The organism is Candidatus Pyrohabitans sp. (assembly GCF_054014795.1).
The window spans coordinates 44,498-51,731 of record NZ_JBPMGE010000076.1 but is presented as its reverse complement, the minus strand read 5'-3'; the positions used below and the strand labels follow the sequence as shown (position 1 = coordinate 51,731).

Sequence of the window (7,234 nt, the reverse complement as noted above, 5' to 3'; positions counted from 1 at the left end):
TCCCAGGAGGAGCTCATCAAAGCCTGGGAGCGAGCCTTCGACGGCTGGGTGCTGCGTAATGGCTACTATGTCAACACCATCAAGCTCCTTGAGAACTTAAGGGAGTACTACCCGGATGTGGGCGCAGGCGATTTAGACTCACCGGAGTACATGAAGGCGTTGGTCATCCCCACTGGCGGATTGTACGGTTTAGACAGCGACGAGATATTCAAAGCCAAGCTCGAGAAGTTCGTCGCCGAGGGTGGTGTGCTCATCGTCTTCGCCCAGCAGCGTGGGTATGAATACAGAGCCTTACCCGGGGGCGAGCTGAGTGGCTACGGCTGGGCGGAGGACATAAGCTGCACCTGGGGTACTGTGGAGATAAGCCATCACCACCCTGCCTTTGCGGGACAGAGTTCGCTCAGGGTCGGGGCGAACATCGACGGCTACTTTACCTCCTGGCCCGAGAATGCCAGGATACTCATGACCAAGCGCGACACCAGGTGGCCTGTAATGATAGAGTACCGCTACGGCAGGGGCAGGGTTGTAGCCACAACCATGTACTCCGACTGGGCCTTCGCCAATGGCCAGGCGGCTCGGAGCGAGGTGGCCCTCGTGAGGGACCTCCTCGCCTGGGCGAAGAGCCCTGAGGTACTTCCCGAGTATGCTCCCGGCGACATCGCGAGGATTCCGGTTAATGTGACCAACAGGGGCAACGTCTCCGCTCGCGAGGTGGTGTTCACCCTCGTCAACCCTGAGAAGAGCATCCTCGCCAACGTGAGCATGGACCTCAGTCTTGCTCCTGGCGAGAGCAGGAGCGTGGAGTTCGAGTACCTGCTGCCAGAGGAGACGGGAATCTACTGGGTGGACTACGCGCTGGTCGACGCCTCCGGCAACGTAACGCAGGTAACCTACGAGAGTGCGAGGTTTGCTGTTAGCTCCATCGGCTACCTCTACAGGGACAGGGTCCTCGTTGAACCTCAGGCAGAGAGCTACGTTAGGGGCAGCGTTGCGCGCTTCAACATCACCATCGAAAATTCCCGGGATGTTCCGCGGGAGGTGGAGGTTGCCTACGGCTTTGTGCACAACCTGCCCAGGTTTACCGAAAATCCGCAGAGGATAAACGTTACCCTGCCTGCGAAGGGCAACTACACCATACCCGTAGCCTACGAGGTAACTAATGGTGCCTACTCTGGGTGGTTTGGAGGATACAGGGATGTCCTCAGGGTGCGGGTATATGAGAACTACACCACCGTGGGTGGAAGGGATAGCTGGATCACCGTATATCCTCCCGCCCTCTCAGTTTACGTCGAAACTGACAGGAGCTGGTACGACCGCTTGGAGAACGTTACCATAAGCGTAACCGTCCGTAACTTGAGGAATGCCAGGCTGGACAGCGCTGAGCTGAACGTTACAGTGGTCAACCCCCTGGGCGAGGTGGTGCTGAGGCGGAATCTCAGCCTCTCCTTCAGCAGGGCAGAGGCAAAAAGCGAAGTTTTCAATTACACTATGCCCCAGATGCCTGTTCCCGGCAGGTACATGGTGGAGGTCGAAACTCCGGTGCTGGTGAACGGCTACACCTACTCCACTGCAACACCGCGCACCTCCTTTGAGTTTCCGCTCAGTATGGCGGTTGAAAACATCACAATACCTGTGCTCAAAATAGGCAACAACACCATAGCCTTTGACCTGAACAACATCGGCAGGGTGGCTGTGAGGAACGCCACCTTAAGCGCGGAGCTGCTCGACTCTGGCAATGCACTCGTGTGGTATGGGGAGGAGATTTTCGACATCGTTGTCAACGGCACCAGGGCGGTGAATCTGACCGCATCTATTTCAGAACTCAAATTCGGCGCCTACTGGCTGCGGTACAATCTGAGTTATGGAGGAAACACCTCGGGTGTGATTTTTATCCCCAACCGCAACACCCTCATGCTGAGCCTGGAGAAGCCCGGCTACCGCGTGCGCGAGGCTGTTAATCTGAACGTTGCCACTTTCAACACCGGCAGGTTCCTTCAGGAGCTCAACCTCACGCTGGCCATGCCAGAGCTGAACCTCTCCTACTCGCTGCCTCTCAACTTAACTCCTGGAGAGAGCTATGTGTGGAATCTCAGCGTCCCCCTGCCAGTAGAAGCCGAGCCCGGCTACTACGAAGTTGTTGCCACCGCCGCACTGAGAGGTGGAAGCAGTGTCACAAAGGTTGCTCCCTTCCACATCCCTGAATCGAGGCTCAGCTTTGCGCTTGCGGAAAGCAACCTCTCCGCCGGCGGCAGCGTTGTGCTCAACCTGAGCAACACCGGTGGCGTGGATGCCGGCTATGCACTTGCTGTGAGGCTCTTTGGTCCCTATGGCAAAGTGCTTGCGGAGGCTGGCTATGAGGGCACGCTGAGAGCGGGAAGCACGGTGCTGCACGCCCTTGCGATACCCAGTGGCGCCGTAAATGGAAGCTACGTGCTGCACGCCTTCCTGAAAAACCTGCGCACAAACGAGAGCACCGCTCTGGAAGAGGTCCTGTGGATACGCGGGCTCAACGCAAGCATCGACTCTGTTACGGATAAGCCAGCGTACTTCCTGGATGAGGCACCGCTGATAAACACCAGCGTGGTGAACCTCGACGGAGCCATAGAGAATGCAACCCTCAACCTTAAGATAGTCAGAGCCGGTGTACCCGGCGCAGGGGAGAGTTGGCCCATGTTCCGCCACGACGTGCAGAGAAGCGGGAGCACGCGCGCTATAGGAGAGATGAGGAGCGCCGCGGTGAAGTGGAGCTTCAACGTGGGTGGGCCCATATACTCCTCGCCAGCAATTGCAGATGTAGACGGTGATGGTAAAGCGGAGGTGGTATTCACCACCTGGATGGGCATCTACGTGCTGAACCACAATGGAAGTATTCTCTGGAACACAAGCTTATGCAACTTTATTTCATCCCCGGTCATAGCAGATGTGGATAGGGATAGCAGGATGGAGATTGTAACTCACGGCTGTGCGGGGGTGTATGTCATCGACGCACTCAATGGCACATTAAAATGGTTTTCCGTAGCACTCTTTGGCGCAGCCTCTACCGCGGTTGCAGATTTAGAAGGCGATGGCAAGCTTGAGGTAGTGGCCCAAGGCAATGATGCGCTCTACGTGCTCAGCGGCGAGGACGGGAGCCAGAGATGGAACAACTCCAATATCGGTGGATTTTTATATCAGGCGGCTCCTGCGTTAGCCGATATAGACGGCGATGGTGAACTTGAAATAATTGCCGTCTCCAATTTCAGACAGCCCAGAATCTACGTCCTCAAAAACAATGGCTCGCTACTGTGGAATCATTCCTTTGCCGGTCAGATTCTGATTTCAACGCCTGCTGTTGTTGACATAGATGGAGACGAGATGCTCGAGGTGGTCTTTGGAACCGCCAAAGGAGTTTACGCTTTCAACCACGACGGCACTCCCCTCTGGAATCTCAGGATTAGGACCACATCCTCGCCGGCCGTGGCTGACGTAGATGGTGATGGCGAGGTGGAGGTGGTCATTGGAGGCGTAGAAGCGGGTTTACCTGAGACCGGCTTGGGCAGTGACATAATCCTTTCAATTGACGGAGCCATAGGCATGGTGGAATGGAGCTTCCCCACGCTTGGTGAGGTTATATCCTCGCCTGCGATAGCCGACATCGACGGTGACGGCAGAGCCGAGGTAATTGTGATGGACGCCGGAGGGTCAAAGCGCTCTGCTGAAACCGTCTACGCCATCAACGGCGAGGATGGGAGCGCGCTGTGGTCGCTGCCCATTTTCGGCGTATCCTCGCCAGCTATAGCCGACGTTGACAGTGATGGCATGGTAGAGGTGGTAGTGGGTTCAGAAGACGGTATGCTCTACCTTCTGGATTATGCCGAGGAGATACCTCCTGGTGGAGTGGTGTGGGAGAAGAACCTCACCGTCAGCATAGCGGAAAGTGCAGAGTTTCTGAGTAGGGCGGGGGCGATGAACTTCACGGGCAAATACTATCTGATATCTTCGCTCTACTCCAACACCTCTCAGCTCATCACCAAAAATTTGGACTCCTTCTATGTGGTTGGCAAGAGGCTCTACACCACTCTTGAGACTGACAAGCGGCTCTACAAGCCTGGTGAGGAGGTGAACATCTCGGGCGAAGTGGTCAACCTCGCAGCCATATCCGCTGAAAATATGACCTTAATTATTAAGAGGGATGGAGAACCGATTTACGAGGAGAGCTTTCCTCTGGCTCCGAATGAGACACGCGGCTATTCTATATCCATCATCGCGGGTGAGTCCTTCACCCTCGAAGCGAGCGTTGACGGCACAGCTGTGGCGCAGCTTGTGGAGGTAAAGAAGCCGAATGTTAATGCTGAGCTCTTCGCCCCAGAGAGTGTGAGTGACGAGAGCTTCAATGTAAGCATTCTGCTAGAGAACATCGGAGAGGTGGATGCGGACCTGATCATCAGCATAGAGAACCGCAGCCGTACCCTGCTTCTGCCCGCAGGACATGCTACCCAGGTAACCGAGCAGCTCACGATAAACAGGAGCACAACCATAGACGTGCTCATTTCCGGCGACGTGAGTGCACATCTTCAAAAGGATGTGCTCTACCTGAGCAAAAATGCCAGTGTGAAAGTCGTCGCTGCGAAGGTGTACCAGGAAGGAATGGTAGAGGTCCCCTTCTATGTAGTGAATACTGGCGAGGTTCCTCTCGACCTGCAGGTGAATTTCACTCTCAGCAACGTCAGCACAACGCGCCTTTTACATCTTCCGGTCAACACCAGCGGCAACGCCAGTGTTGCTTTCAACCTCCCCGCGGGTGAGCACCTGCTGCGCTACTCCACGCCCTTTGAGGAGGGCGGCCTCCTGCTCAAGGTTGCGGAGCCGGAGAGCATAAGCCTGAACGTGAGCCACTCCGCAGAGGCTAGGGGCGTGCTGCACCTGAACACCAGCGTCCTGAATTCAGGCGCATATCCCTTCCATGGCGAGCTCAGGATGAGCACGCGCTTCTACTCGCAGTCTTTCGCCCTCAACCTCTCCCCGCTGAAGGAGCGCCTCCTTGCCCTGAGCATACCCGTGAGGCACGTGCCGGCTGGCAACCACTCGCTTAGAGTTGAGGTGCTCAGGGGCGGAAAGGTTGTGGAGAGCTATGATGGCGAATTTGCTGTACCCCCAGCTGTGCGTGAGGTGCTCTCGGTAGCGCTGGACAGGGGCAGCTACTCCGCAGGTGAGAACCTCACGCTCAGCATTGCGGTGCGCAACGCCGGGGGCACGGGTGAGGAGTTCAACCTGACAGCGGAGCTTCCTGGCGTCGCTCAGGCGAGCACCCTGGCGTGGGTTGAGCCCATGGAGGAAAAGAACCTCACCTTAAGCATTCTCCTGCCGGAAGACCTCCCGGCTGGAGAGTACGTCCTCACCTGGCGCCTGCACAACGCAAGCGGAGAGCTGCCCTTCTCCGTGGTGGGCGCAAACATAAGCGTGGGCGTGGTGCTGAACAGGACAGGCTACCTGCCCAACGAGAGCGTACTCGCCACCTTCCGGGTGGAGAACCTCGCCCCCAGAGCACTCACCGGCGCCTGGCTAAGGGCGAGGCTCGGCGAAGCGGAAGAGACTGTCCGCTTCAACCTCAGCGCCGGCGAGCAGCGGAACATCACCATCACTTTCACGGCACCTGAGCGGAGCGATAGGCTCTTCTACGGAATCTACCAGGAGAGCGGCAGGGCTCTCCTCCTGGGGGCGGTGCAGGTGAGAGTTAGGAGCGAGGCTATCTTTCTTCGCCCGGAGAGAGACCTCTACCGCCCGGGAGAGAACGTCACCCTTCTGGCCGAATTCTCACGCCCGGGCAGAGTGGTGCTGCGCTCGCCCTTTATTGTCCTGGAAGAAAACGTCACCGCCGGTGAGAGGAACTACACCTTTAATCTGCCGCTCAACCTGAGCACCGGCAGCTACAGCGTTGAGTACGAGTTCACCTCTGGTAACTTCACAGAACTTGGAAGCGTCGCCTTCGACGTGCTCGGCTACTCCACCAGGATACTGGAAGCTAGACTCAGCGGGGCAACCTTTTCCCCAGGAGAGGAGGGCACGCTGGTGCTTGAGGTTGAGAATAACGGCGCCCTCCCAATAGATGGGAATTTGAGTGGCTACGCCTTCGACGGCGCCTACGCCTTAGCTTCCATCGCCTCAGCTCCGCTTACTCTGACTCCCGGAGAGAGGAAGGAAGTGTCCCTAAACTTTACCGCAGGCGACGTGTCTGGGGTTGGCGTCATGGTCTACGCCATAAACACGCGCACCGCCTGTGATACCTGCGCTCCTCTGACGCTGATGTCGGCAGTGGAGTTCTTCCATATCGCCGGAGGGGCGGTGCTTCAGGTGGGCACCTCGAAGACGGCATACGTTGAGGGTGAGGCTTTGGAGGTTCTCGCGGAGGTGTTCTCAGCACCCGGAGAAACGCTCATCGTGGAGGTATATAACGCCACTGGTGAGAGAGTGTTCTTTTCTAGCAGAGAGCTGAATTACTCGGGACTGGGTATGGAGAGATTCATCTTTACCGGTGCGGCGAAGGGCACTTACAGGGTGGCTGCTGCAATAGGCGGGTCAAGAGTGGAGCAGGTCTTTTATGTCATGCCCGCACCATACGCGCCACCCTCCTTTGTCAGTGTGAAGTACCCCACGCTGGTGGGCGACTATATGCAGTTTGAGTTGCGCTCTATGGTAAGCGGCGACATTGCTGGGGTACACCTGCACTTGGAGAACCTCACTCTATCCATGAACCTCACCGACGGCTACGCCACCGCATGTGTGGGACCCTTTGAGCCTGGAGAGCTCAACCTCTCCCTGCATGCCTTTGGCGCAGGAGGCGAGGCATGGAACAATTTCTCGCTAGCGGTTGCGAGGGGTGAGGTGAAGATTAAGGCTAAAGCTGAGAAGGCGGAAGAGGATGAGAAGCATAGTAAGAACCGGCATATGCACCGCAAGCGTGGAGACATAAAATTTGAGCTGGAGGCGAAGTGGAAGAAGGGCAGGGCTAAGGGCGAGTTTGTGCTTAAGGAGAAGGGAAACAAGCCGATTAAGGGCAAGATAGACACGTTATATAGGGACTGTGACGGCGCCTTCTATATAGCAGGAGATGCCTGGGTGAAGCACAGGAAGAAATCGGAAGTGCCCTTCAACGGCAGCATTCATCAGAATGAGGTCAGGCTATGGATCAGCGGTGTGGAGTATGCCATACCTACAAGGACAAAAATAAAAGAGAAGCCTGCCCGCTGATGAAGCC

The 7,234-nt window shown here is 56.6% G+C and carries 1 protein-coding gene; it reads left to right on the top strand.

Annotation, left to right across the window (positions count from 1 at the left end; all coding sequences use genetic code 11):
* Positions 1–48 precede the first annotated feature (48 nt).
* Positions 49–7,227, top strand: coding sequence for an FG-GAP-like repeat-containing protein (locus ACXJJW_RS08130; RefSeq protein WP_456475239.1), 7,179 nt, complete (start codon positions 49–51; stop codon positions 7,225–7,227).
* Positions 7,228–7,234: the final 7 nt, after the last annotated feature.